Raw genomic sequence first — 24,142 nt, forward strand, 5'->3', positions numbered from 1 at the left:
ACGACAACGATGACCACACAGACGATCGACCCACGGGACAGGAAGCAGGGAGGCGGCGCGCCGCAAGGCGCCGCGGAGGGGCTCCGGCTCGACCGCTCGAACGCGCTGCTCGCCGAGGCGCGCCGGCTCATCCCCGGCGTCACGCAGTCGCTCATGAAGCGGCCGGAGATGTTCGCGCTCGGCTCGTTCCCCGTGTACCTCGAGGGCGGCGAGGGCGCGCTGGTGCGCGACGTCGATGGCAACCAGTACATCGACTACATCTGCGGGCTCGGGGCGAACACGCTGGGGCACAACCACCCCGCGGTCGTCGACGCCATCCGGCGGCGGCTCGACAGGGGCATCCTTCACTCGCTGCCGACGGAGGTCGAGGTCACCGCCACGCAGGACCTCGTCGCGCTGACCCCGGGCGCCGAGATGGCCCGCTTCTTCAAGACCGGCGCGGACGCGACGTCGGCGGCCATCCGGCTCGCCCGCCACGTGACCGGCAGGGAGAAGGTCGTCACCATCGGCTACAACGGCTGGCACGACCACTTCATGTTCGACACCCCCGGCGTCCCGGCGGTGCTGCGCGAGTACACCCACCGCATGCCGCTCATGGCCGAGGCCGACGAGCAGCCGCTGCTCGATCTCATCGCCAGCAAGGGCCCGGAGCTCGCCCTCGTGCTGCTCTCGCTGCCCTACAAGCGGTGCGTCTCGGCGGAGTACCTGCGCGAGGTGCGCGAGGCGTGCCGCGCCCAGGGCGTGCTGTTCGTCCTCGACGAGGTCGTCACGGGCTTCCGGCTCGCCCGCGGCGGCGCGCAGGAGTACTACCAGATCGAGGCCGATTTCGTGTGCCTCTCCAAGGGCATCGCCGCGGGCATGCCGCTGTCGGCGATCGCCGGCCCGCGCCAGGTGATGAGCCGGCTCTCGGAGCTCCAGGTGTCGACGACGTTCGGCGGCGAGATGCTCTCGCTCGAGGTCTGCAGGGCGGCGCTGCGCGAGTACCGCGAGACCGACTACATCGCGAAGGTCGCCGCGCTCGGGAAGCGGCTCCGCGAGGGCATCAACCGGCGCGCGGAGCAGGGCGGCTTCCCGCTGCGCGTCGTGGGGTACGACGCGATCCCCTTCTTCCTCATGGCCGAGGATCTGGCCGTCCACACGAAGCGCATGGAGCCGTTCGTCGGCGCGATGGCGAGGCGCGGCGTCCTGCTGCGGCGCGACGTCAACTTCCTCTGCGGCGCCCACACCGAGGCGCAGATCGATCACACGATCGACGCGGCGCACGACGCGCTGCTCGAGCTGGCGAGCCGCGGCGTGATCGAGCGCGGCGCGGGCGCGAAGGCCCGGAGCTGAGCCCACGGTCGTGCAGAACGCTCGCTCCGAACGGACGCTCCTGTTCCTCATCGCCGCGGTCCAGTTCGTCAACCTGCTCGACTTCATGGTCGTCATGCCGCTCGGGCCGGACTTCGCTGTCGCGCTCGGCATCCCGATGTCCGACATCGGCCTGATCGGCGGCAGCTACACCGCGGCGGCGGCGGTCTCGGGGGTCGCCGGCGCGTTCTTCCTGGACCGCTTCGACCGGCGCAGCGCGCTGGCCGTCGCGATGCTCGGCCTCGTCCTCGGCACGGCCGCTGGCGGCCTCGCCACCGGCCTGCCGAGCCTCCTCGCGGCGCGCGTGCTCGCCGGGGCCTTCGGGGGGCCCGCGACCTCGATCGCGTTCTCCATCGTCGCGGACGCGATCCCGCCGGAGCGGCGCGGCAAGGCGATGGGCGTCGTGATGGGCGCCTACTCCCTGGCCGCGGTGCTCGGGGTGCCGGCCGGCCTCGAGCTCGCGCGGCGCGGCGGCTTCCAGGCTCCGTTCTTCGCCGTCGCGGCGCTCGGGCTCACCGTCGCGGCGCTCGCGCTGCTGCTGCTCCCCTCGATGCGCGGCCACCTCGCCGGGGCGCGGGCGCGCGCCGAGGAAAACGCCCTGCGCGAGCTCCGCGCGCTCGTCGGCCGCCCGCTCGTGCTGCTCTCGTACGCGACGACGGCGGTCATGACGATGGCGTCGTTCCTCGTCATCCCGAACATCTCGGCTTACGTGCAGAACAACCTCGGCTATCCGCGCGAGCGGCTCGGCCTGCTCTACCTCGTGGGCGGCGCGCTCACCTTCGTCGTGATGCGCACCGCGGGCGCGCTGATCGATCGCGTCGGCGCGTTCCGCACGAGCCTGGTCGGGGCGGCGATGCTCGTGGCCGTCCTCTATGCCGGGTTCCACTCGTACGTGCCGGGGCTGCCCGTGCTCGTCGTCTTCGTCGCCTTCATGACCGGGACGGCGATCCGCAACATCTCCCACGGCACGCTCGCCTCGAAGGTGCCGCTCCCCTCCGAGCGGGCGCGCTTCGGATCCATCCAGTCGGCCGTGGATCACCTCTCGTCGGCGCTCGCCGCGTTCCTCGCGGCAAGGATGCTGCACGAGCTCCCCGACCAGCGCCTCGACGGCATGGGCACCGTGGCCGCGCTGGCGATCGCCTTCACGCTCGCGTCGTCGTGCTTGATCTTCGTGATCGAGCGACACGTCGCCCTCGGCGCGTCGAGCGGCGCCGGCGCCGCGCGCGCGCTGGAGGGCCGGGGCTAGTCGACGAGCGCGAGAGTCCAGAGAGCGCGCCTCCAGCCGGGCGCCGCTCACCTGACTGACCTGGTTTCCATCTCTGATTCTCCCCTGTGGGAACAACACCCCATCGGGGGCACCTCCCCTTCTGATGCTGGAGAAAAGCTCCAGGGTCGGCTTGCACGGCCGCTCCTCGCATGCTCTTTGTCGGTGACCTCATCCATGGTGTTTCCGTCTGTCGTCCCGCGCCTCGCGGGATGCCTTGGCTGCCTCGTCGCGGCCCTCGTCCCACGCATCGTCGTCGCCGTCATCCCGGCCGAAGCCTCGCCTCCTCCGGCGGCGGCGGTCGCGCCGATCACCGAGGTTTCACCCCTCGCGAAGGGCGCGCCTGAGCCCCTCATCGACGGCGCCGCGCGCTCCGTCGTCGCCGTGGCCGTATCGCACCGCGATCCCCGGGGCGGCGAGCGACGCGTGAGCCTGTGCAGCGGCGCGCTCGTCGAGCCGAACCTCGTCTTGACCGCGCGTCACTGCATCTCGCGCAACCTGACGGCGGCCCCTCGCTGCGATCGCTCGGGCAAGTCGCACAACGGCGATCACATCGGCGGAGACATCGATCCTTCCGAGATCGCCATTTACACCGGCGACCATATCGATGTCTCCCGCGACGCCGCGCGGGCGCGCGCCGTGGCCACGCTGCACGGGAAAGAGCGCGTCCTCTGCGACGCGGACATCGCCTATCTGGTGCTCGACCGGCCCCTCACCGACGTGGCGCCCCTGCGGGTGCGCGAGGTCGGGGCGCTCGATCCAGGCGACAGCGTGGTCGCCGTCGGGTACGGCGGCGGAGCATCCAACCGGCTCGGCGTCCGCGCCGCGCGCGGTCCGCGCCTCGTCGCCGCCGTCGGGCCCCGCGCCGATCCGGCGACGGGCAAGGTCCTCGGTCCGCGCGAGTTCGAGATCGAGGGGGCGACCTGCGCCGGCGACTCGGGAGGTCCGGTGATCGACGCCGACCGCGGCGACGTGGTGGGCATCACGTCGCGAGGCGCGGGGTGCACCGCGGCTGGCAACCACGTGTATACGCGCACGGACGCCTTCGCCGCGCTGACGGCCGAGGCCCGCACGGCCGCGCTCGCACGACGCTGAGCGCCGCGCGCCATCGCCGCCGGCTCGCCTCGCCGAGCGCGAGGGGCAGGACGCGGCAGGTGCAGGCCGTGTGCACCCGCGGCACAGCGCGCGATGCGCGGGCGTGCCGGCACGTCGCTCGCATCGCGCGGAGTCAGCGGAAGACAGGCACGGCATCGACGCTCATGCGGACAGGGTCGCGTGCGCGATGACGCTGCCTCGCCCGCGCCGATGACCACTTCCCGGAGGGATCGGAACCATGTCGTTGCTGGACACAACCAGGGGCTTCTTGACGCCCGAGCTCATCTCGGTCGCAACGAAGGGGCTGGGCCTGAGCGATGAATCGCCGACGAACGTGCGCGGCGCCGCGGAGAGCTCGGTGCCGACGCTGCTCGCCGGAATGGCTCAGGTCGCCTCTTCGGAGAGCGGCGCAGCGCAGCTGTTCAGGATGATCACCGAGCGGGACTACGAAGGTCTGCTCGGGAGAGCAGGGCCCCTCCACGCCGAGCAGGCCGAGGAGCTCTCGCAGCATGGGCAGTCGATGATCGCCCGCCTGTTCGGCGACCGCGCGAGCGGGATGATCGATCTCATCTCCCGCTCCTCCGGCGCGGAGCAGCGGTGCTCGACCGCGATGCTCGGCCTGGTCGCTCCGATCGTCGCGTGCGTGCTCGGCCGCGAGGTGAGGTCGAGAGGGCTGACCGCGCGAGGGCTCGCTGATCTGCTCTCTCACCACAAGCAAGCCTTCAAGGACGATCCGCGCGCCCCCGCGGGCCTCGCTGGGTTCCTCGCTCCCTCCATGGCGGCGAGCGCTCCTTTCGTCGCGGCGGCGGCGCGCGAACGGCCGCATGACGCGGTATCGCCCGTCCCGTCCCGAACGACGGAGTCTTCAACCCCGCTTCCCTCGCGTGAAGGGCCTGCCCGTCAACGTCAGACGCGAGATTGGCTGCTCCCGACCTTGCTGGCAGCGGCGGTGCTCGGAGGCCTCTGGGCGTTCGCCCGCGAACGCAGGGCGGAGCGCACCGCCGCCGAGCCCACGCACGAAGCCCCGATCGCGGCGGCTCCGAGGGAGGACCTCGCTCAGCCTGCCGCGCCGCCGCAGGTCGAGGCGCCGCGCGTCGAGGCGCCCGCGGCCGCCGCGCCCGGCGAAGCGCCCACGGCCGCCGCGCCCAGCGAAACACCCCCCAACGGGCCGGAGATCGTCGAGCAGCTCAGGATCACGGCCGGAGAGATGACGCTCCCGGGCGGCAAGGTCCTCTCCGTCGACGAGCACGGCTCCGAGGCGGAGATCGCGCGGTACCTCGACGCCGGAGCCGCGGATGGCCCCAAGCGCTTCTCGATGGAAGGCGTGAGCTTCCGCTTCGGGACCACGGAGTTGACCGAAGCTTCGCGGCCGAAGCTCGAAGCGCTGGCCGTCATCCTCGACGCCTATCCCTCCGCGCGGGTGCGCATCGAAGGGCACACCGACGCCGTGGGCGGCGCCGAGGGGAACAGATCGCTGTCGCTGGCGCGAGCCCAGGCGGTGCGCAACGAGCTCACCGCGCGACAGATCGCTCCCGATCGCATCGAGGTGGCCGGGATGGGCGCCGAGCAACCGGTGGCGTCGAACGACACCGCTGGCGGACGCGCGCAGAACCGCCGGATCGACGTCATGGTCCTGAGCCTCTGAAGCGGCGACTCACCCCCTCCACGGAAGGAGCAAGGTACCGGCGCCGGCCTGCGGAAGCAGGGTACCGGCGCCGTCAGAAGGTCGGCGCATGCCCGGCCGGCGCCTACGTGTGCACTCTCGGGAGGACTTGCTCGAGGACGCCGACGCCGCCGTTGTCCTTCTCCACGTGGAAGCGGACCACCAGGTTGTTGTTCTTGTCCCAGTCGTCTGCGCCGTCGCTCGGATCGAGGATCGCAAAGTTGCGATGCGTGACGCAGTACCTGTGATCGGCCCCCGAGATCTCCCGGAGGAATCCCTTGATGTCGCCGTTGAACAGGTTCTGACTGCCGCCGTTCGTCAGCAGCGAGAGGATGATGCGGGACATCCCCTTGGGGGCAGGGCGCGCGATGCCGGATGCGGTCACCTGATAGAGGCGCGGTCGCGAGCGCGGCTTCCCGAATCCGAGGACCGTGTCGATGTGCGCCATCGTGCCGACGTGGATGTCGCCGCCCATGAGCGTCACCTGGGTGCGAGGGCTGAAGCCGGCGAAATTCATGAGAGACATGAGAAAACGCCTGCATTCGTTCTGGTTGTTGGAGGCAGCCCAGCCGTCCCGGATGTCGTCGATGGAGGCCATGTTGAACGTGTTCGTGAGGGCCTCGGCCGCCGCGAGCGGCAGGTAGACGACGGGCGTGCCGACCACGACGAAGAGGTGCCTGAGATCGAGCGCCGCGAGCTCGTTGAGCCTGAGCTCGAGGTCGTCGAGCTGTTGCTTGCCCAGGATCGCCCCGTTCTTCCACGAGCGCTGCGACCGCCCATCGACCGCGAGGATGGCGATGTCGCCGTGCTTCGCGATCCAGCCGAACCCCGAGCTGCTCAAGCGGTCCCTCGGGCTCAGCGCCGCCTGAAACTCCTTGAACGCCTGCTCCGCGGCCCTGTAGCGCTCCACGGCCTGCGGGGTGCCGTCGTTGTTGTTCGACCCCCACCCATCGTAGATCTCGTGGTCGTCCCACATCATGACGTTCGGGCAGCTCCCGAGCACCGCCGCCACGTCAGGGTGCGACCACGTCTGCACGTAGTGCCTGCGGTACGCGGCGGTGCGCCCCTCCGAGGCCGACCAGCCCGTGGGATCACCGTCGCCGTAGATCTGGTCACCGGCGTGAACCAGGAGGTTCACCTTCCCTTCGTCCACGAGGGCCTTGAGCGCCCGCCACATCGCCCCGCGCCGCTCCTTGGGAAACTCGTGGTTGTCGATGTCGTTGCAGCTCACGAGACCGATTCGAATCGGCCCGTTCGTGACGGTGCGGAAGGCGGAGCCGTTGATGCTCAGGTTGTCGGCGGGTGTGGGGAGCGGATCTCCTGCGTCGTGCTCCACGATGCCATAACGAACCCTCTCGCCGCTCAGCCCGCTCAGCTCGAACGTGGCGAGCCCGAAGGGCGGCGCGCTGTTGATCGGCACGTCGAGCGTGCGAACGCCGTTGTCGTCCGCGAACGCCAGCCTCGCCCTCGCCTTGGGCCTCTCGAAGACGGCCAAGATCCTGCTGGTTGTCTGCGTCGTGTGTCCGATGACTGCGCTTTTGAACGCCATGGTCGGCCTCTCTGGCGAGAGCTCGTCAGGCTGAGGGAAGAGGCGTCGTGGTCCTGGCGGGCACTCTCCCCTATGTTTCGTCGCGGGCGGCCGGACGCAAGTTTTTCGGCTCGCTCGAGGCGCTCGCGAGAGGGGCGGGGCGTCGGGCCAGAGGAGATCCGCGCTCGCGCTCACCGCGTGGGGGGCGGGAGCGCGGCGTCGGCTGGCGCGACGCCGGCGGCGACCACGGGGTAGCCCTGGCCCTGGCGCGTCCCGGCCGCCTGCGTGACGAAGAGCAGCGAGAACCCGGGGTAGACCGCCGCCGAGAGCGCGCGCGGCGAGAGCGCGGACGAGGCGCCGAACACCGGCGCCACCACGCGCTGGAGGGCGCCGGATCGAGCGCAGGAGCGCCGCTGGCGCGCTCCCTGACGAGGCCGTCGTCGCTGCGCGCCTCGCCGGCGACCTGGTAGAACATGCGCAGCGAGCCGTCGGGCAGGCGGACCACGCCGGGGCTCCTCGGGACCGCGCCGCGCTCCCAGCCGCCACCGTTGGCGCTCGGCGCGAGCACGGGCGCCGGCTCGCGCGTGAAGGGAGCCCATCGGCGCTGCGCGCGAGCCCGATGCCGCCCGCCGCCGCGTAGTAGAGCCAGATCTCGCCGCGTATGAGCAGCGCCGACGGGGCCGCCACCGTGCCGCCCTCCCAGGGCAGCTCCGGCGCGAGGACCGTCGCTGGCGATCGCTCGAACGAGCGGCCGTCCGCGGCGTCGTAGCGGACGATGGCGTTCGGAGGAGCGAGGGGGTCTGGCGAGGCGTCCTCAGGGTAAAGCGTCGCCGCGAAGAAGCCGGCGGCGGCGAGCGTCGAGGGGTCGCCGTCGAGATGGACGACGGACGCGTCGCGCGCGAAGCGCTCGTCGTCCGCCATGACGTGCGGGGCCGTCCGCGCGTTGCCGAGCTCTTCCCCCGCGATCTCCCGGAACGGGCCGGCCTGGGCGTTCGGCAGGCTGCCCTCGTCGCGCTCCGACGGGAGCGTCGCGCAGGAGGCGAGTGATCACGAGACGGCGGAAAGGGCGAGCGCCCCCAAAGCGGCGGGTGCGGCCAGCGCAACGCCTGGCGCGGCCTAGAAAACCGATCACGTTGATCGAGCGAGAAGTGAACCGCCAAGGCGCCATAAGACGCCAAGATTTTTGTGAATTTCTTGGCGTCCTTGGCGCCTTGGCGGTTCGAATTCTGCTCTCTTCTGGCGGTTTCAACCCGTTTGTCGCTCTAGCCCCTGTCGGATGGACCGTGACACCACATGCGTACCGACGTTTACAGACCTGAACTCGAATTGACCGGTATGTGGCGAGTCTTGCACCACGGCCCCGACGCCGGCGGCGGCCATCTCCCCCTACTCGCCCCAGAAATTCGCGAGGCCCTCATTTCGTGCGGGGCGTCCGGCCGGACCCGCGTCGCGCCCCTCGGAGCGAGGGTCATGACTACACGAGGGTCATGACAACGACATCCGTCGCCGCTATGCTCCGCGTCGGCACAGGCCATCGCGCCGCGCGGGGGACCATGCAGTCAATTGTTCGGCGGGGTGCGGACTTCATCTCGGTGCTCGAGGCCCTGTACCAGCCGGAGCCCGACACCCTCCGGTGGGCCGCCGATCTCCTCGTCGCGATCGGAGGCGTCGTCGCCGCCCCGCGAGGCCTCAGCGTGGGTGCGTTGGCCCATGAAGACGATTACAGCAACGCCGTGGTCATGTTCGGCGTCGCGTCCGACCCGCCGCTGACAAGGATCTTCGAGCGCATGAACGCACCCACGGACGAGCTCACCGTCGTCTTGCGTGACAGCGAGATCGTCCGCGCTGTTTTCTACCCCGGCCGGCCGGTGGCTTCGCACAGCGAGGTCGAGGCGAAGCTCACTGGGCGGGCGAGGGGCTCGTTCCGCGCCGTGGTGGAGAGCTGGGGCGGCCGCGACATGCTCGCGGTCTATGCCTACCCCCGGCCTGGGCTGCCCGTCATACTCTCCTTCCCCTTCGATCGTGAATTCGCCCTCTCCCGCTCCGAGGAGCACCTGTTGCACCGCGTCGCCGGGCACCTCGACAGCGCCTTCCGCCTTCGCTATCGCCCCGACCTCGCGGTCACCGCCGTGCTCTCGCCGAGCGGCGTGTTCCTCGACCTCGACGACGCGAGCATCGAGTGCCCCCAGCGCGAACGCCTCGCCGAGCGTGTGCTCACGCTCGAGCGCGCGAGGCTGCGCGACCGCCGCAACGACCCAGCCGCCCTCGGCGATTGGCAAGCCCTCATCGACGGTCGCTACAGCGTCGTCCCCCGCGATGATACCGACGGAAAACGTCATTACCTGCTGATCCGCAATGCCGCGATCGGCGAGCCTCATGCGCGCTTCTCGGCGCGGGAGATCGACGTGCTGCGTATGGCGGCGCGAGGCTTCACGGGCAAGGACATCACCTACGCTCTCGGGCTGCCACCCAGCTCCGTATCGACCGCGCTCGCCAGCGCTGCGGCGAAGGTCGGTCTTCGGTCGCGACACGCGCTCGTCGAGGTCGCATCGGCCATGTTCGGGGTGCGTTCGTCGAGCGCCCCCGTCGCGACCCTGACGCCCGCGGAGCGCGAGGTGCTGGAGCTGTTGCGCCGGGGATTGACGAACGCCGAGATCGCGCGCCTGCGCGAGCGCTCGAGCCGCACCGTGGCGAACCAGGTCGCATCCGTCCTGCACAAATGCGGCGCTCCCTCGCGCCGCGCGCTCGCTGCTGCGCGCCTGCCTTAGCGTTGCGCAGCAGCTGCCTCGGCGCGAAAAAATGACCATGGAGGCGGCCCCGGGCGGCCCGATAGGCTCCGACCTGCAATCGACAGGAGAGAGATATGCAGGTCAAGATTGTGGTGATCGATTTCGAGATTCCGGCTCGTATCAAGCGCCGTGCGCTCACCGTCGGCATTCCGCTGGCCATCCTCGCGAGCGCTGGGGCCGTCGCTTACGCCAGTGTGCCGCACACGTGGAAGATCGGTGACGTGCTCAGCGCCGCCGATTTAAACGCGAACTTCAGCGATCTCGATAGCCGAGTCACGTCGCTACGGACTCCGATCAGCGCGCGGTATCACCTCAAAACACAGCAACCGTTTTCGGGCGAGCCATTTCCGTCCCTCGGCATGGCCGTCGACTACGACGTGAAAGACCATGACTCCGCGAATGCCGTGACCACGGGCGCCGACTGGCAATTCAAAGCTCCCGTCGACGGAAAATATCTGGCCACCGCGTCGCTTACGGGCACTTGTGCGACGTGTGAAAACACCAACGCCTTCGCTACGATGCGCTTTTCCATCAATGGCACCTGGAACTTCGACGAGGCTGGCCTCGATCTAACTTACGATTGGGTTGGTGGCAACATGCACATGAGCGGATCGGACGTGCTCGTCCTCAAAGCGAACGACAAGGTGTCGGTTCGATTTACCGAGAACAACGTAGGATCGACTTTCAACGCCGGCGGGGGCGCCGTCACCTTCACCCGCATCAGTGACTGAAGCGAATGTATGCCAGCTGGAATCCACGGGAGATTGACAGTCGGATCTCGAACGCCGACGAGCTCGGCAAGGAGGTTAAAGATGACGTATCCATGCCAATGGTGGATCCTCGCCATGGCCCTCGGACTGCTCGCTGGCTGCTCGGGCGAAAGGGTGCGCGATTTCTCGGACGGCGGCACGGCCGGGGGGTGCGGTGACGGGGTGAAGGGCGGCGAGGAGCAGTGCGACGGGAGCGATCTCGGCGGCGCCACCTGCACCTCGATCATGGGCGCCGGCTACTTCCTGCCCTCGCGCAAGACGCTGGCCTGCACGAACGACTGCGCGATCGACACGTCCGCATGCACCAATGCGTGCATCCTCGATGCCCCCGCCTCGATGCTCGACTCGTGTGTGCTCCAGTGACCAAGGCGACAGATCTTCGGCCTGCTCACTCCGAGGATGAGCCGGATCAGCCCCGTCGCGATCTTCCGAGAACTCGATGCGCACTTGCTCGCTCGCCGCGGTCCTGCTGGGATGCCTCCACGTAGCATCGCCCTGCCGTCCGAACATCAACGGATCACCGAAGATGCCCTCGCCTTACCCGAAGCATTTCGGGCATAGCTCGTTCGCCGCATTCTGAGACGCCTAATCCCGGCGCGGTAGGAAAGCCATCGGGTTTGCACGCGGGAACGGAAGCCCTCCGTGTCAGCCGCACAATGAGAGCGCTCAAGCCCTTGACCTCAGGCCTGCCTCGTCGCCGTCGTCGTAGATGCATGATAAGTTGTTGGCATAGAGTCGCTTTTCCAGCAGTGCTAGCCCCTGGGGTGTTGCGATTTGGGCTGAATTTTCTGCGGGTGGAGGATGTTTGCCGGGCGAGCTTGACGGCTGCGCAATGGTTTTGTTTGGATGTGCTGTTGCCGGTGAGAATGGCGCTCGCGACGCGGATGCGGCGGCGGGGACAGGAACGGAAACGGCAAGTGACGATGAGGCGGCTCCGAGGACATGGTGCCGATATCCGCTGCCTGGTATCCTGGCCGGCGGCAAAGGCCATCACTCCACGTGGGAAGGAACCATGCCGTCGATCGTTCGGGCAGGTACGGACTTCATCTCGGTGCTGGAAGCCCTGTACCAGCCGGAGCCCGACACCCTCCGGTGGGCCGCCGATCTCCTCGTCGCGATCGGAGGCGTCGTCGCCGCCCCGCGAGGCCTCAGCGTGGGTGCGTTGGCCCATGAAGACGATTACAGCAACGCCGTGGTCATGTTCAGCGTCGCGTCCGACCCGTCGCTGACAAGGATCATCGAGCGCATGAACGCACCAGCGGACGAGCTCGCCGTCTTCTTGCGCGACAGCGAGCTCGTCCGCGCTGCCTTCTACCCCGGCCGGCCGGTGGCGGCGCACAGCGAGGTCGAGGCGAAGCTCACGGGGCAGGCGAGGGACTCGTTCCGCGCCGTGGTGGAGAGCTGGGGCGGCCGCGACATGCTCTCGGTCTATGCCTACCCCCGGCCCGGGTTGCCCGTCATACTCTCCTTCCTCTTTGATCACGACTTCGCCCTCTCTCGCACCGAGCACCGTGTGTTGCACCGCGTCGCCGGGCACCTCGACAGCGCCTTCCGCCTTCGCTATCGCCCCGACCTCGCGGTCGCCGCCGTGCTCTCGCCGAGCGGCCGGTTCCTCGACCTCGCCGACGCGAGCATCGAGTGCCCCCAGCGCGAACGCCTCGCCGAGCGTGTGCTCACGCTCGAGCGCACGAGGCTGCGCGACCGCCGCAACGACCCAGCCGCCCTCGGCGATTGGCAAGCCCTCATCGACGGTCGCTACAGCGTCGTCCCCCGCGATGATACCGACGGAAAACGTCATTACCTGCTGATCCGCAATGCCGCGATCGGCGAGCCTCATGCGCGCTTCTCGGCGCGGGAGATCGACGTGCTGCGCATGGCGGCGCGAGGCTTCACGGGCAAGGGCATCACCTACGCTCTCGGGCTGCCGCCGAGCTCGGTGTCGACCGCGCTCGCCAGCGCTGCGGCGAAGGTCGGTCTTCGGTCGCGACACGCGCTCGTCGAGGTCGCATCGGCCATGTTCGGGGTGCGTTCGTCGAGCGCCCCGGCCGCGACCCTGACGCCCGCCGAGCGCGACGTGCTGGAGCTGTTGCGCCGCGGGTTGACGAACGCCGAGATCGCGCGCCTGCGCGAGCGCTCGAGCCGCACCGTGGCGAACCAGGTCGCATCCGTCCTGCACAAATGCGGCGCTCCCTCGCGCCGCGCGCTCGCTGCTGCGCGCCTGCCTTAGCGTTGCGTGGCAGCTGCCTCGGCGCGAAAAAATGACCATGGAGGCGGCCCCGGGCGGCCCGATAGGCTCCGACCTGCAATCGACAGGAGAGAGATATGCAGGTCAAGATTGTGGTGATCGATTTCGAGATTCCGGCTCGTATCAAGCGCCGTGCGCTCACCGTCGGCATTCCGCTGGCCATCCTTGCGGGCGCTGGGGCCGTCGCTTACGCCAGTGTGCCGCACACGTGGAAGAGCGGCGAAGTCCTGAATGCTGCAGACCTGAACGAGAGCTTCGGCACGCTCGACAAGCGAGTCGCGACTCTTGAGGCGGACCCAACGTACCTCGTCGCTGATAGCAGCGAGACGGAGGTCGGTGAGGTCTCCCAGGATCTCCTGTACCAGAGCATCAGCCTGGATCTGACCCCGGGCACATGGCTCGTCGAAGGGTTCGCGACGCTGTCGACGACGATGTCGCCTGACCAGGTGCAGCTCAGCCTCTGGGACGACACGAACGACGCCGAGGTGCCCCAATCGAGGAGTCCGATTCACTGGACCGCGAGTTCCGATTACGGTGCGGTGGCGGCGGTGACATCGAGTGCCATCACGGTGACAGCCAATACGAAGATTCGACTCAAGGCGCACCGCAATGGGGTCTCGATCATCTGGTTCGGTCCTTCGAATGCCGCCCTCGAGCTGCCCCCGGGGCACCGTCTCACGGCGCTTCGCCTCAAGTGACCGGACATGCCGCGTGCGGCTTTCGGCTGCGACGCAAACGCTGACCCGATCCGCAAGGAGGTTGAAAGATGGCATATCAATGGCAATGGAGAATCCTCGCCATGGCCCTCGGACTGCTCGCTGGCTGCAGCAGCGACGTGGTGCGCGATTTCTCGGACGGCGGCACGGCCGGGGTGTGCGGTGACGGGGTGAAGAGCGGCGAGGAGCAATGCGACGGGAGCGATCTCGACGGCGCCACCTGCACCTCGATCATGGGCCCCGGCTACTTCCTGCCCTCGAGCAAGACGCTGACCTGCACGAGCGACTGCGCGATCGACACGTCCGCGTGCACCAATGCGTGCATCCTCGATGATCCCGCGTCGCTGCTCGACTCGTGTGTGCTCCAGTAACGGGGTGGCGGATGCAACGGCTCAGGCGGAAGCGGAGGGCGGCGCCTCAAAACGCCGCCGTCACCGTCGCCCCCAGGTTCAGCATCGTCCCGTCGGCCCGGTAATTCCCCCACGAAATCCGCTGGGCTGTCCTTCTCGACCACCACCTCCGGCAGCACCGACAGCTGCCCGTGCAGGTCGATCCGGAGCGACCCCGGCAGCTCCTCCAGCGGCCGGTTCAGGACGACGCCCGCCCCCAGCGACATCGTGTGCCGGTCCGCGTCGACGTAATTCGTCACGCCCTCCTGCGGCGGCACCGGGGACCTCTCGTAGACGTAGCCCGCGCGGAGCGGGATCTCGACCGCGCGGCGCTCGCCCTGTCCGGCCACCTTGCGCAGGCCCCCCGCCGGAAGCCGGGCACGTCCTCCGGCGACGCCTGCGCCGCGCCGCGCGAGGGCGAGCCCCGCCGTAAGGAGCGGCGCGACCCCGCGCCCCCGCCGGCGGATCCGCCGAAACATGCGCGCGCGGCCGTAGACTGGGCCGCCCTGGCGCGCTAGTCGGTATCCGCCGTGGATCCCAGCCCTCGAAGCAGCCCGGACGAACGCCGCCCCCGCCTCGCGCTCCAGGCCGTGCTGCCGGAGGAGCTCGCCGGCGCCTGCGGCATCGACATCACCGACGCGCGCCGCATCGTCTCCCTGGCGCACCGCCTCGGCGAGCTGCCCGCCCGCGCGCCCGCGACCGTCCGGCGCGCCGCGCTCGACGCGGCGCGCTCGGCGGGCGAGATCAGGACGCTCGCGCTCGTCGAGCGGCGCGCGAGCGCCGAGGATCCGTTCGTGAAGTACGCCTTCCGCCTCGAGGACGGCGCGACGGTCGAGTCGGTGCGCATCCCGCTCGAGCGGCCGGGCCGGTACTCGGCGTGCGTGAGCTCGCAGGTCGGCTGCGCGCTCGCGTGCGCCTTCTGCGCTACCGGGCGCATGGGCCTCATGCGCAACCTGGAGGCCTGGGAGATCGTCGAGCAGGTGCGGCTCATCCGCCGCGATCTCGACGCCACCGTGGGCGGCGGCGCGCGCGTCCACGGCGTGCTGTTCCAGGGCATGGGCGAGCCGCTCGCCAACGCGGACCGGGTCATCCAGGCGATCCGGGTGCTCTCCGAGCCGAGCGCGCAGGCCATCGACATGCGCAACATCACCGTCTGTACGGCGGGGCTCCCGTCCGGCATCCGGCGGCTCGCGGCCGAGGTCCCCGCGGTCCGGCTCGGCCTGTCGCTCGGCTCGGTGCGCCCCGGCAAGCGGCGCCTGCTCATGCCGATCGACGCCGCGCACCCGCTCGAGGAGGTCCTCGCGGCCGTGGGCGAGCACGCGCGCGCGAGCGGGCACGCGCCGATGTGGGCGTACACGCTCCTCGCGGACCAGAACGACACGGACGAGGACGCCGCGTGCCTGGCCGCGCTCGCCCGCGGCTTCGCGGCGCAGCACAGCATCTCTCCCCGGCTCAGCCTCATCCCCTACAACGCGATCGGCGCGCCCGACGATCCCCTGCCCTCGCCGGACGGCGGCGATGAACGCGGCGCGTCGGCCGATCCGTTCGTGCGCTCGGCGCGGCTCGACGCGTTCCGCGCGGTCCTCTCCGCCGCCGGCGTCGGCTCGATCGTGCGCTACTCGGGCGGGGGCGACGTCGGCGCGGCGTGCGGGCAGCTCGCGCGGCCTTCGGCGGAGGCGCGGCGACCGGGCGGCCGCCGGGCGCCGCCCCGCGCCGGGGCGACCGCGGGCGCAGCCGACGTCGGGTCGAGCGCGCCGCCCAGGCCAGCGTGAGCGTCGCTATGGATCCCTGCTCCCACGCGCGCTAGCTTGCGCGCGTGTTCGGCTTCAGCTTCGGCGAAATCATGGTGCTCGCCATCGTGGGCATCATCGTGGTCGGTCCCCGGCGGTTGCCTGCCATGATGCGGTCGGCGGGGAGCTGGATCGCCAAGCTCCGCCGCTTGAGCACGGATCTCCGGACGCAGAGCGGCATCGACGATCTGATCCGCCAGGAGGGGCTCGAGCGTGAGCTCCGCGAGCTCCGCGCCCTGTCGCGGGTCAACGTGATCGAGACGCTGGTGAACCCCGTCGTCGGCGCCGTGACCGCCGGTGCGATCGCCTCGTCCACGCCACGCGTGAGGCCGCCGGATCCCGAGCCGCCGCCGCCGCCCGTCGTGAACCCGCCCCGCGAGCGCGAGTACCCCGTCCTCGGCTGTGACGCCTACGGAGTGACGCTGGACGTGGCCGCGGACGGCGCCGCCGGCCTGCCGGTCGCACCGGAAAGCGCGGCCCCCACGGAGACCGCGAACGAGGCGGACGCCACGGTCGACGTCGAGTCCGCCGCGGCGACAGCGCCCGCGACCGCAGAGACCGTCGCGACGACAGCGCCCGCGACCACAGAGACCGCCGCGGCGACAGCGCCCGTGGCCGCAGAGACCACCGCGGCGACAGCGACCGCGACCGCACAGACCGCCGCGGCGACGCAGGGCGTGGCGACCGGAAACGGAGCGACGTCATGAGCCAGGAGCAGGCGGCGGCGGTGAAGAGCGGCTCCCCGGGAGCGGAGGGCGCGTCGAGCGACGCCACGGAGGATCCGGGCGAAGACAAGCCGATGTCGTTCTGGGAGCACCTCGACGAGCTGAGAAAGCGGCTCGTCCGGAGCATCCTTGTCTTCTTCGCGGCCTGCATCGTGGGGTGGGAGGTGCGCGAGCAGCTCTTGCACTTCCTGACCGTCCCGTTCGTGCAGGCGTGGCGCGAGCAGAACCTGTCGGGCAACCCCTCGCTCCACTTCGGCGCGCCCGCGGCCGCGTTCGTCGCTTACTTCAAGCTGTCGATGATCGGCGGCGCGGCGATGGCCTCGCCGTTCATCTTCTACCAGCTGTGGGCGTTCGTCGCGCCCGGCCTCTACGCCAAAGAGAAGCGCTACGTCATCCCGTTCGTCCTGTTCTCGACGATCCTGTTCGTCGGCGGCGGCTGGTTCGGCTGGCGAGCGGCCTTCCCGATCTCGTTCGGTTACTTCCTCAGCCTGGCCGGCACGGTCGGCGGCGACGGGGTGACGATCACGCCGACCGTGATGATGGGCGACTACCTCGACTTCGTCGCCCAGCTCCTGCTCGGCTTCGGGATCATCTTCGAGATCCCGCTCATCGTGCTCTTCCTCTCCATCGCCGGCGTCATCAACTACATCCAGCTCATCATGTTCGGCCGCTGGTTCGTGTTCGGCGCCTTCATCCTCGCCGCCGTCCTGACGCCGCCGGACATCACGAGCCAGCTCGTCATGGCCGTGCCGATGTGCCTCCTCTACGTGGTCTCGATCGGCCTCGCGTACCTCTTCGGCAAGCCGCCGACCGACGCCCAGCGCGCGGCGTACAAGGCGCGCAAGGAGAAGGAAGTCACCAAGGGCTGACGGGCGGCGCGGCGCCGGCCGGGCCGCCTGCGCTGCGTCCCGCCTGCGCGGCGTCGTCCGCGCGCCGTCCTCCGCGGCGGCGTGGCGCACGGCAGACCGCCGCGCTGCTCCTCCGCGCGGCACGGCGCATCGCAGACCGCTGCGCTGCTCCTCCGCGCGGCACGGCGCATCGCAGACCGCTGCGCTGCTCCTTCCGCGCGCCGTCGTCCGCGGCGGCGCAGGTCAGGCGGCGGGCGCGGCCGCCGCGGGCGCTGCCTTCCGGCTCCGCGCCACGTGGATCGCGACCGCGGCGCCGGCCATCGCGAGCCCGATGAGCTGCGACGTGGACAGGCCGACGAAGCCCCCGCGGTCGTCGGCGCGCGCGAACTCGAGCACGAAGCGCCCGAGCGCGTAGAGGCCGAGGAACGTCGCGAAGACCTGCCCGTCGTACCGCTTCCGCCCGTGCACGTAGAGCAGGCAGATCGCCGCGATGGCGAACGACATCGCCGACTCGTAGATCTGCGTCGGGTGCACCGGGTGTGACTGCAGGCGCGGGCTCGTGAGCTCGAGAAGCTTGAACTGCGCCTCGCTCGCGGGGCTGTTCGGCGGGAACGAGAGCCCGAACGCCCCGTCGGTGCGCAGGCCGAAGCAGCAGCCGGCGAGCAGGCAGCCCATCCGGCCGAACCCGAGGCCGAGCGGGACGGCGAAGCCCGCCATGTCCGCCGCCTTCCAGAACGGGAACCGATCGCGCTTGAGCAGCCAGTACGCCATCGCCGACGCGCCCACGAAGCCGCCGTAGTACGTCAGGCCGCCGGCCCAGAACTTCGCCCACGCCAGGCAATCGCGCTCGATCGGGTGGCATACCCCCTTCGCCGCGTCCCACACGCCGTGGTACCGCGACGCGCAGAGCGCCTGCTCGACCTTCCAGTCGACAAGCGACGGGTCGGTGCAGAGGTGCACGTAATCCCAGAAGTATCCGTCGGCGACGACGTGGAGGAGCCTGCCGCCGACGACGCCCGCGAGCAGGCAGGCGAGCCCCAGGTCGACGATCACATCCGGGTTCTGGCCGATCCGCCGCGCCCACAGCGCGCCGATGGCCGTCGCGAAGAGGAAGCCGGTCAGCAGCAGAAGGAAGTAGGCAGGGAACGCGACGTCGAGCAGGCGGAACAGCTCGGGCCGCATGATCAGCCCGCGGACGCCTTCGCGCCGGACGCCTTGAGCTCGGGGCGGTGGGGGGAGAACATGTCGATCGCCATCAGCCCGACGCCGACGACGATCGCGATGTCGGCCACGTTGAACGTCGGCCACACGAACGTCGAGGTGAACCGGACCTGGATGAAGTCGATGACGTACCCGTAACGGATACGGTCGACCAGGTTCCCGAGCGCACCGCCGAGCACGAGCGGCAGCCCCCACCTGAGCGCGATCTGGGAGGGGTGGAGCTTGCGGTACAGCGAGACGATGAAGACGATCGCCGCGAGCGAGACCACCAGGAAGAACGGGCGGCGGATCGCCTCGCTCTCGTCGCCCAGGATGCCCCACGCCCCGCCGTGGTTCTTCGCGAAGATCATGTTCAGGTGATCCTTGATCACCTCGATCTTCCGGAACGAGAGCGGCCGCGCGGCGGTGAGGTCCGTGAGCGCCTGCGGCTCCAGCCGGTCCTTGGCCCACCACTTCGTGCCGAGATCGGCGGCCAGGGTGATGGCCGCGACGACGATCAGGAACACGTACGACGGCCGGTAGGCGGGCTTCGTCGGCGCGACCACGTCGTCGGCGTCCCCCTCCTGCGAGGAGCCGCGCCCCTCGTGGTCGCGTTCCCCGGCGGAGGCCGGCGGCTCGCCGGCCGGCGCGTTCACGAGCGCGGAGCGATGCGACTCCGCGTGGGCACCTTCGGTCTCAACGGGAGCGTCTCGCGGCGTCGCGTCTTCAGTCATGCGGAGCGCGTTCCTCTACGACAAACCGAGCGCTCCGGCAAAGGCTTCCCTCCGCAGGCGCCGCCGCGCGCGTCTTTCACGCCTCGCGCGTGTCACGTGACGTGCGTGACTTGGGCGCGCCGCGCCGCGCCACACCCGGGCACCGCGCCGCGCGCCGTCTGCTCCGGCCGAGCCGCCCGCTCGCGTCCTTCAGCTGGCCGGCGGCACAGGCGGAGGCGCTTCCGTCGATAGCGGAGGTGTGGGGTCGCCGCCCGCCGGGCCCTCCGAGGCGCCGCGAGTGTCTGGAGACGGCGCGCTCGCGCTGCGGGTCGCGACGATCATGTCCTTGGACATCAGGATGACCCCCGCGACGATCGCGATGTCGGCCACGTTGAACGTCGGCCAGTGAAACTCCCGGCCGCCGCGGATCACGTACACGTCGATGAAGTCGATGACCCAGCCGTAGCGGATCCGGTCGACCAGGTTGCCCATCGCGCCGCCGAGCGCCAGCGCGAGCCCCCACTTCATCCCCGTCTGGTCCCTGTGGACGCGCCGGTAGATCGAGAAGATGAAGACCATCGCCGCGGCGGAGACGAACAGGAAGAACGGCCGCCGCAGGCCGTCCGGGAGGCCGCGCAGGAAGCTCCAGGCGCCGCCGGGGTTCTGCGCGAAGATGAAATCGAGGTGGTCCGGGATGATCGTGAGGACCTTCGCGCCCGACCGCTTCGGGTCGAACCCGGCGAGGCGCGCGTGCGCCCACCCCTTCGTCACCAGGTCGGCGGCGCACGAGACGAGCGCCACGACGGCCAAGAAGCGGAGCGAGGCGCGCTCCTCGCTGGGGAGGTCGTCGGGAAGGTGCGCGACGGGCGACGCTTGCGGTGCGTCCGAGGACATCGTCTTCGCTTCTACGCGATGGCGTGGCACGGAGCAAACAGCCTCGAGCAGGGCGATGCCCGGCGGCGGTCGTCTTCTGCTCTTCTGCTCTTCCGTTCGTCTGTTCGTCCGCTTTCCCCCTCGCGCCTTCCGGTTCCGTCTTCCGCGCTCGTCCGCGCCTCCTCCGCCGATCGCCGCGCCGGTTCACCGCTGGTTCAGGATCACCACCGGACGCTCCGGGGCGCGCGGTCGCACCGGCGCCTTTTCCCGTCCGGGAGGATCGGTCGGACCGGCCGGGTCGACCGCCGGCATCCCCCTCTTTCGCAGCGCGAGGTGCACCTCACCGTACGCCTGGAGTGCCGCGCCGCGCTGCCGCTCCGTGGCCGCCGCGCGCCCCAGCGACTCGGCCAGCTGCGCCCGGCGCCCCGCGAGGTACGCGAGATCCCTCGCCTCGGCGAGCTCGCTCCCCCCGGCGAACGCCCGCTCCGCGCGCTCCATCGCCTCGGTGGCGCCGCGCAAGTCCGCGGGCGCGAGCTCTGCCGCCGCGCTCGCCCGGGCGCGCTCGTAGCTCTTCCTCGCCTCGATGAGCTCCTTCGGCGGGAGCGGGGCGCTCGCGCACCCCAGGAGACCGCCGACGAGCAGAATGGCCACTGTCCCGTGATTGGTTCGCATGATTCCGCGCCTCCTCTCGGCGAGCCCTAGCGGAGCTGCCGCTGGATGGATCCGACCTCCTCGAGCGCCTCGTGCGTGCGGGCCTGGGCCTGCGCCTCGCGCGTGAGGGCGAGCGCGAGCTCCGCGTCCGCCTGCGCGCGCAGGAGCATGCGCTGCGCCCGGTCCGGCACGCCGCCTTCCGACAGCCGCGTCGCCCGCTGCACCTGCTCCCGGGCGAGGCGGAGGTGGGCTTCCGCCCGCGGCTCCTCGTCGGCTCCGACCTCCTCGGCGGCTCGAATCATCGCCTCCGACGCGCCGAGCCGCTCGCCGAAGCTTGGAGCGTACGCGGCGCACCCCGCCAGCGACGCGCCGAAGAGCGTCAAGAACACTGCGTTTTTCATGTGCGACACCTCGTTGCCAGCCCCGGACGAGAGGTCGCCCGGAGAAGGCGGGTGAGAGAGCGGATGGGATCATCGACTCCGGATCTCCGTCGTCGATCGGCTCGTCCTCAGGCAACCAGCACACCAGGGCCGACGGCCTCGGGGCGGCGCCTGAGCCCCCACGCGAGAGGCACCGCCCTTCGTCCGTCGGTGCAGAAGGAATCACGACGACACTGAGACATCGCCTCACGCGCCGTATCCGCGCTTCCCATCCGTTGCGCGCAAACGAGCCATTCGCCGGAGCCCCCGTGTGCGTCGCGTGCGGCAACTGGACCACAGGAGAGCCCAAGACACCGGATCTCGTTCGAGGACGGGAGATGCCCCCTCTCCGCTGTACGCCCGCCTGCCGCGGCAGCCCGCCGCGACCGCGTTCCGCGCCGGCCCGCCACGCCCGCCTGCCGCGCCGATCCGCCGCGCCTGCCGCGCCGGCCCTTCACCCGCGCGCCGTCCTCCCCTCACCCGCGCGCCGCCTCCGAGATCCCGGCCGCTCAGGCCAGCGCCGCGCCACGGCGGCCGACGTGTGCGTCACGCCCGATCCGGTTGAGTGACACGGCGCATCTGTTTAGTATACCTGCGTCATGCCGTCGCCCCCCTGGAAGATCGAGACCGGCGTCGAGACCGTCATCTCGTCGTGGCTTGCCTCCGGCTATGTCCGCCCTTGTTTCACCGCGGATCGCGAGCTTCCGCCGGCCGACGCGCGCACCGCGCCGATGCCCGACGCGCTCTCGCCGGCGCTCCGTGGCGCCCTGGAGCGGCGCGGCATCGATCGGCTCTACGACCACCAGGCGCGGGCCTTCGCGGCGGCCCGCGCGACGCCGGCAGGCCCGAGCGCCGCGGCGGAGCCGGCGCGGGCGGGGCGGCACGTGGTCGTCGCGACGCCCACCGCCAGCGGCAAGAGCCTCTGCTTCCATCTCCCGGTGCTCGACGCGCTCGCCGAGGGCGCCGCGTCGGGCCAGGGCGGCAGCGCGATCTACCTGTACCCCACCAAGGCGCTCGCCCGGGACCAGGAGGCCGGCCTGCACGCGCTCATCCGCGAGGCGGGGCTCACGATCCCGGCGATCGTGTACGACGGGGACACGCCGGGCGACGCCCGGCGGGCGGCGCGCGAGCGCAGCCCCATCGTGATGACCAACCCCGACATGCTCCACGCGGGGATCCTGCCGCACCACGCGCACTGGGCGCGGACATTCCAGCGCCTGCGCTACGTCGTGCTGGACGAGCTCCACACCTACCGCGGCGTGTTCGGGTCGCACGTCGCCCACGTCCTCGCCCGGCTGCGACGGGTCGCCGCGTTCCACGGATCGAGCCCGACCTTCCTCTGCGCGACGGCGACGATCGGCAACCCGCGGGCGCACGCCGCGCGCCTGCTGGGCATCGCCGAGGACGAGCTCGAGCTCATCGACGAGTCGGGCGCCCCGCGGGGACCGAGGCGCTTCTTCCTGTACAACCCGCCGGTGGTGAACGCGGAGCTCGGGGTTCGCGCCAGCACCCTGAAGAGCGCCGTGCGCCTCGCCGGGGATCTCGCCCGCGCCCGCGTGCCGACGCTGGTGTTCGGCCAGTCGCGCAACTCGGTCGAGATCATGCTGAAGTACCTGCGCGAGGGCGTCGGCAAGGAGATCGGGGCGGAGGACGCGATCATGGCGTACCGCGGCGGCTACCTCCCGGAGACGCGCCGGCGGGTCGAGCGGGGGCTGCGCGAGGGCGAGATCCTGTGCGTCGTGGCCACGAACGCCCTCGAGCTCGGCATCGACATCGGCGAGCTCGACGCGGTGATCTGCGCCGGCTACCCCGGGTCGGTCGCCGAGACGTGGCAGCGCTTCGGCCGGGCGGGCCGGCGCGGCAAGACGAGCATCGCGGTCCTGTGCGCCACCAGCGCGGCGCTCGACCAGTACCTCGCGAGGAACCCGGGTTACCTGCTGGAGCGCGGGGCCGAGTCGGCCCGGATCGATCCGCAGAACACCGAGATCCTGGTGCAGCACCTCAAGTGCGCGGCGTTCGAGCTGCCGTTCCTCAAGGGGGAGCCGTACGCGGCGATGCCGCCGGACGACACCGTGGCGGCGCTCCGCTTCCTGCAGGACAACGGGGTCGTGCACGAGTCGAACGATCGCTTCCACTGGGCGACCGACGCGTATCCGGCGAACCACGTGAGCCTGCGCTCGGTGGGCTGGGACAACTTCGTCATCATCGACAAGGCCCATGGCAAGACGCTGGCGGAGCTCGACTGGCGCGCGGCGCCGACGATGCTCCACGAACAGGCCATCTACCAGCACGACGGCGAGCAGTACCAGGTCGAGCGGCTCGATTACGAGAACCACAAGGCCTTCGTGACGAAGGTCGTCCCCGACTATTTCACGACCGCGCTCACCCACCGGAAGGTGAGCATCCTCGACGAGAGCGCGGCCGCCCCGCTCGGCCGGGCGACCGCCGCCTTCGGCGAGGTGAGCATCGTGGAGAAGGTGGTCGGGTACAAGAAGATCAAGTTCTACACGCACGAGAACACGGGATACGGCGACGTGCGGTTGCCCGACATCCAGATGCACACGACCTCGTTCTGGCTCACCGTGCCCGAGCCGCTCTGCGAGGAGCTCGGCCTCGGCCGCGCGACCGCCATCGACGGCCTGCGCGGGATCGCGCGGGCGCTGGAGACGGTCGCGACGCTCTCGCTCATGTGCGATCCGCGCGACATCGGCCAGACGCTCGAGGACGGGAGCGAGGCGCGGGAGGTCCCGGCCGGCGGAGAGGCGGCCGGGGTCTTCGATCCGACGCTGTTCCTGTTCGACAACGTGCCAGGCGGCGTCGGGCTCTCCGAGCGCATCTACGAGCAGCGCGACGAACTCCTCGCGCGCACGCGGCAGCTCATCGCCGGCTGCCGCTGCGACGAGGCCGGCTGTCCGCTCTGCGTCGGCGCCACGGAGAGCATCGACGCGAAGCGCAAGCGCGCGTCGCTCGGGCTCCTCGCGATCTTGCTCCACCAGGCGTGAGCCCGGCGCCGAGCGCCTCCAGGCGCTCGCAGCGGCGCGCCGCGCATCATGTCCTGAGCGGACGGGTACCCGGCCCACGCAGATCCAGCGACATCCACCTCGCTCTGCGCCC

General features: G+C 70.6%; 21 protein-coding genes. 14 read left to right on the forward strand and 7 right to left on the reverse strand.

Going from position 1 to position 24,142, the window contains the following annotated elements; translation table 11 throughout:
* Positions 1 to 9: 9 nt before the first annotated feature.
* The 4 genes from WME97_RS21340 (at position 10) to WME97_RS21355 (ending at position 5,354) form a co-directional block, all read left to right on the forward strand.
* Positions 10 to 1,332, forward strand: a complete 1,323-nt coding sequence (locus tag WME97_RS21340; protein WP_437554414.1) for an aminotransferase class III-fold pyridoxal phosphate-dependent enzyme — start codon at positions 10 to 12, stop codon at positions 1,330 to 1,332.
* Between the two features lie 10 nt (positions 1,333 to 1,342).
* A complete protein-coding gene (locus tag WME97_RS21345; protein ID WP_437554416.1) occupies positions 1,343 to 2,596 on the forward strand; it encodes an MFS transporter in 1,254 nt (417 codons plus the stop codon).
* Between the two features lie 195 nt (positions 2,597 to 2,791).
* Entirely contained in the window at positions 2,792 to 3,709 is a 918-nt protein-coding gene (locus WME97_RS21350; RefSeq protein WP_437554418.1) for a trypsin-like serine protease, read from the forward strand.
* Positions 3,710 to 3,947: 238 nt separating this feature from the next.
* Positions 3,948 to 5,354, forward strand: a complete 1,407-nt coding sequence (locus tag WME97_RS21355) for an OmpA family protein (RefSeq protein WP_437554420.1) — start codon at positions 3,948 to 3,950, stop codon at positions 5,352 to 5,354.
* A 103-nt stretch (positions 5,355 to 5,457) separates the two neighbouring features.
* Here the strand turns inward: WME97_RS21355 and WME97_RS21360 are convergent, their stop codons facing one another.
* Complete coding sequence (locus tag WME97_RS21360; RefSeq protein WP_437554422.1) at positions 5,458 to 6,921, reverse strand: alkaline phosphatase D family protein; 1,464 nt, start codon at positions 6,919 to 6,921, stop codon at positions 5,458 to 5,460.
* 170 nt (positions 6,922 to 7,091) lie between these two features.
* Entirely contained in the window at positions 7,092 to 7,274 is a 183-nt protein-coding gene (locus WME97_RS21365; RefSeq protein WP_437554424.1) for a hypothetical protein, read from the reverse strand.
* A gap of 1,179 nt (positions 7,275 to 8,453) precedes the next feature.
* On the opposite strand from WME97_RS21365, the gene WME97_RS21370 reads away from it, so the two are divergent.
* The 9 genes from WME97_RS21370 (at position 8,454) to tatC (ending at position 17,193) form a co-directional block, all read left to right on the forward strand.
* Positions 8,454 to 9,668: a helix-turn-helix transcriptional regulator gene (locus tag WME97_RS21370; RefSeq protein ID WP_437554425.1), complete on the forward strand. Its 1,215-nt coding sequence runs from the start codon at positions 8,454 to 8,456 to the stop codon at positions 9,666 to 9,668.
* A gap of 95 nt (positions 9,669 to 9,763) precedes the next feature.
* Positions 9,764 to 10,420 carry a hypothetical protein gene (locus WME97_RS21375; protein WP_437554427.1) on the forward strand — a complete coding sequence of 219 codons (657 nt, stop codon included), beginning with the start codon at positions 9,764 to 9,766 and terminating at the stop codon, positions 10,418 to 10,420.
* Positions 10,421 to 10,501: 81 nt separating this feature from the next.
* The gene (locus WME97_RS21380; RefSeq protein WP_437554429.1) at positions 10,502 to 10,822 is read left to right on the forward strand and encodes a hypothetical protein; all 321 of its coding nucleotides are present in this window, start codon (positions 10,502 to 10,504) and stop codon (positions 10,820 to 10,822) included.
* Positions 10,823 to 11,471: 649 nt separating this feature from the next.
* Positions 11,472 to 12,686 (forward strand): helix-turn-helix transcriptional regulator, encoded by a 1,215-nt coding sequence (locus tag WME97_RS21385; RefSeq protein ID WP_437554431.1) that lies wholly within the window; start codon positions 11,472 to 11,474, stop codon positions 12,684 to 12,686.
* Positions 12,687 to 12,781: 95 nt separating this feature from the next.
* On the forward strand, positions 12,782 to 13,402 hold the full coding sequence (locus WME97_RS21390; RefSeq protein WP_437554433.1) for a hypothetical protein: 621 nt from the start codon (positions 12,782 to 12,784) through the stop codon (positions 13,400 to 13,402).
* Between the two features lie 101 nt (positions 13,403 to 13,503).
* Positions 13,504 to 13,791: a hypothetical protein gene (locus WME97_RS21395; protein WP_437554435.1), complete on the forward strand. Its 288-nt coding sequence runs from the start codon at positions 13,504 to 13,506 to the stop codon at positions 13,789 to 13,791.
* 548 nt (positions 13,792 to 14,339) lie between these two features.
* The gene (rlmN, locus tag WME97_RS21400) at positions 14,340 to 15,581 is read left to right on the forward strand and encodes a 23S rRNA (adenine(2503)-C(2))-methyltransferase RlmN (RefSeq protein ID WP_437554436.1); all 1,242 of its coding nucleotides are present in this window, start codon (positions 14,340 to 14,342) and stop codon (positions 15,579 to 15,581) included.
* A 44-nt stretch (positions 15,582 to 15,625) separates the two neighbouring features.
* Positions 15,626 to 16,306: a Sec-independent protein translocase protein TatB gene (tatB, locus tag WME97_RS21405; RefSeq protein WP_437554438.1), complete on the forward strand. Its 681-nt coding sequence runs from the start codon at positions 15,626 to 15,628 to the stop codon at positions 16,304 to 16,306.
* Positions 16,303 to 17,193, forward strand: coding sequence for a twin-arginine translocase subunit TatC (tatC, locus tag WME97_RS21410; protein WP_437554440.1), 891 nt, complete (start codon positions 16,303 to 16,305; stop codon positions 17,191 to 17,193). The genes tatB and tatC overlap by 4 nt, the downstream gene beginning before the upstream one ends.
* Positions 17,194 to 17,415: 222 nt before the next feature.
* On the opposite strand, the gene WME97_RS21415 is transcribed toward tatC, so the two are convergent.
* The 5 genes from WME97_RS21415 to WME97_RS21435 form a co-directional block, all read right to left on the reverse strand.
* Positions 17,416 to 18,354 (reverse strand): prolipoprotein diacylglyceryl transferase, encoded by a 939-nt coding sequence (locus WME97_RS21415; protein WP_437554442.1) that lies wholly within the window; start codon positions 18,352 to 18,354, stop codon positions 17,416 to 17,418.
* A gap of 2 nt (positions 18,355 to 18,356) precedes the next feature.
* Complete coding sequence (gene lspA / locus WME97_RS21420) at positions 18,357 to 19,028, reverse strand: signal peptidase II (protein WP_437554444.1); 672 nt, start codon at positions 19,026 to 19,028, stop codon at positions 18,357 to 18,359.
* Positions 19,029 to 19,295: 267 nt separating this feature from the next.
* Positions 19,296 to 19,979: a signal peptidase II gene (lspA, locus tag WME97_RS21425; RefSeq protein ID WP_437554446.1), complete on the reverse strand. Its 684-nt coding sequence runs from the start codon at positions 19,977 to 19,979 to the stop codon at positions 19,296 to 19,298.
* Between the two features lie 183 nt (positions 19,980 to 20,162).
* Positions 20,163 to 20,630, reverse strand: a complete 468-nt coding sequence (locus WME97_RS21430) for a DUF4398 domain-containing protein (protein WP_437554448.1) — start codon at positions 20,628 to 20,630, stop codon at positions 20,163 to 20,165.
* A gap of 26 nt (positions 20,631 to 20,656) precedes the next feature.
* The gene (locus WME97_RS21435; RefSeq protein WP_437554450.1) at positions 20,657 to 21,010 is read right to left on the reverse strand and encodes a DUF4398 domain-containing protein; all 354 of its coding nucleotides are present in this window, start codon (positions 21,008 to 21,010) and stop codon (positions 20,657 to 20,659) included.
* A gap of 617 nt (positions 21,011 to 21,627) precedes the next feature.
* Here WME97_RS21435 and WME97_RS21440 point away from each other — a divergent pair.
* Positions 21,628 to 24,030 (forward strand): DEAD/DEAH box helicase, encoded by a 2,403-nt coding sequence (locus tag WME97_RS21440; protein ID WP_437554452.1) that lies wholly within the window; start codon positions 21,628 to 21,630, stop codon positions 24,028 to 24,030.
* The last annotated feature ends 112 nt before the right edge of the window (positions 24,031 to 24,142 follow it).

Source organism: Sorangium sp. So ce367 (assembly GCF_051520455.1).
GTDB classification, from domain to species: domain Bacteria; phylum Myxococcota_A; class Polyangia; order Polyangiales; family Polyangiaceae; genus Sorangium; species Sorangium cellulosum_B.

Coding starts and splice junctions, on each gene's coding strand:
- WME97_RS21360 (WP_437554422.1), bottom strand. CDS start 6,921: ATGGCGTTCAAAAGCGCAGTCATCGGACACACGACGCAGACAACCAGC.
- WME97_RS21395 (WP_437554435.1), top strand. CDS start 13,504: ATGGCCCTCGGACTGCTCGCTGGCTGCAGCAGCGACGTGGTGCGCGAT.
- WME97_RS21355 (WP_437554420.1), top strand. CDS start 3,948: ATGTCGTTGCTGGACACAACCAGGGGCTTCTTGACGCCCGAGCTCATC.
- tatC (WP_437554440.1), top strand. CDS start 16,303: ATGAGCCAGGAGCAGGCGGCGGCGGTGAAGAGCGGCTCCCCGGGAGCG.
- WME97_RS21370 (WP_437554425.1), top strand. CDS start 8,454: ATGCAGTCAATTGTTCGGCGGGGTGCGGACTTCATCTCGGTGCTCGAG.
- WME97_RS21430 (WP_437554448.1), bottom strand. CDS start 20,630: ATGCGAACCAATCACGGGACAGTGGCCATTCTGCTCGTCGGCGGTCTC.
- WME97_RS21375 (WP_437554427.1), top strand. CDS start 9,764: ATGCAGGTCAAGATTGTGGTGATCGATTTCGAGATTCCGGCTCGTATC.
- WME97_RS21350 (WP_437554418.1), top strand. CDS start 2,792: ATGGTGTTTCCGTCTGTCGTCCCGCGCCTCGCGGGATGCCTTGGCTGC.
- WME97_RS21340 (WP_437554414.1), top strand. CDS start 10: ATGACCACACAGACGATCGACCCACGGGACAGGAAGCAGGGAGGCGGC.
- lspA (WP_437554446.1), bottom strand. CDS start 19,979: ATGTCCTCGGACGCACCGCAAGCGTCGCCCGTCGCGCACCTTCCCGAC.
- WME97_RS21385 (WP_437554431.1), top strand. CDS start 11,472: ATGCCGTCGATCGTTCGGGCAGGTACGGACTTCATCTCGGTGCTGGAA.
- WME97_RS21415 (WP_437554442.1), bottom strand. CDS start 18,354: ATGCGGCCCGAGCTGTTCCGCCTGCTCGACGTCGCGTTCCCTGCCTAC.
- WME97_RS21390 (WP_437554433.1), top strand. CDS start 12,782: ATGCAGGTCAAGATTGTGGTGATCGATTTCGAGATTCCGGCTCGTATC.
- WME97_RS21440 (WP_437554452.1), top strand. CDS start 21,628: ATGCCGTCGCCCCCCTGGAAGATCGAGACCGGCGTCGAGACCGTCATC.
- WME97_RS21435 (WP_437554450.1), bottom strand. CDS start 21,010: ATGAAAAACGCAGTGTTCTTGACGCTCTTCGGCGCGTCGCTGGCGGGG.
- WME97_RS21380 (WP_437554429.1), top strand. CDS start 10,502: ATGACGTATCCATGCCAATGGTGGATCCTCGCCATGGCCCTCGGACTG.